1 protein-coding gene is annotated in these 804 nt (G+C 61.7%); it reads right to left on the bottom strand.

The annotated features are described in order from the left end of the window. Window positions 1-804, bottom strand: an 804-nt coding sequence (locus tag AC0L3L_RS36385; RefSeq protein WP_473642193.1) for an efflux RND transporter permease subunit, incomplete at both ends; no start/stop codon positions are given.

The following is an 804-nucleotide window of genomic DNA, read 5'->3' as shown; positions in this document are numbered from 1 at the left end:
CAGCGGCGAAAAGGCGGCGATGCGCGTCATCGTCGCGGCGATGACCGGACCGGCCATGCGCTTGGCGGCAAGCGCGAACGCCTCTGCCTTAGGCATGCCTTCGCTCATCCGCCGCTCGGCGAATTCGGTGACGATGATGGCGTCGTCGACCAGCATGCCGACCGCCAGGATGAGGCTGAACAGCACGATCATGTTGATCGTGTAGCCCATCATGGCCAACAGCAGGATGCCGATCAGGAAGGACGATGGAATGGCCAGTCCGATCAGCAGCGAGGCACGGCCCGACAGTGCATAGAGAATGACGATGAACACCAGGATCACGGCGATCATGACGTGGTTCTGCAGATCGCCGAGCAACTGGTTGACGAAGACCGATTTGTCCTGCGTGTAGGTGACGTGCATGCCTTCCGGCATGGTCTTTATGAAGGCATCGGACACGGTCCTCACCTGGGCGATCGTGTCGATCAGGTTGGAGCCGATGCGCTTCTTCACCTCGATGGCGATCGCCGGCTTGCCGTCGAGACGGGTTACCGTCTCAGCGTCCTTGAAGGTGGAGCGGACGGTGGCGATATCCTTGGCCTGTACCACGGCATTGGGGCCGGCGACGACCGGAAGCGACGCCACGTCCTCCGGCGTCTCGATCAGCGACGGCACCTTGACGGCGTATTTGCCCTCGGACCCTTCGATGTTGCCGGCGGCGACAAGACTGTTGGAATCGCCGACCGCACCGATCAGCTGCTCGAGCTGCAGCCCGTAGGAAGACAGTTTCATCGGATCGATGACGACTTCGACGAGATCGTCGCG

It is taken from the genome of Mesorhizobium sp. WSM4849 (assembly GCF_055811385.1).
This window is presented reverse-complemented; position numbering and strand designations above follow the sequence as displayed.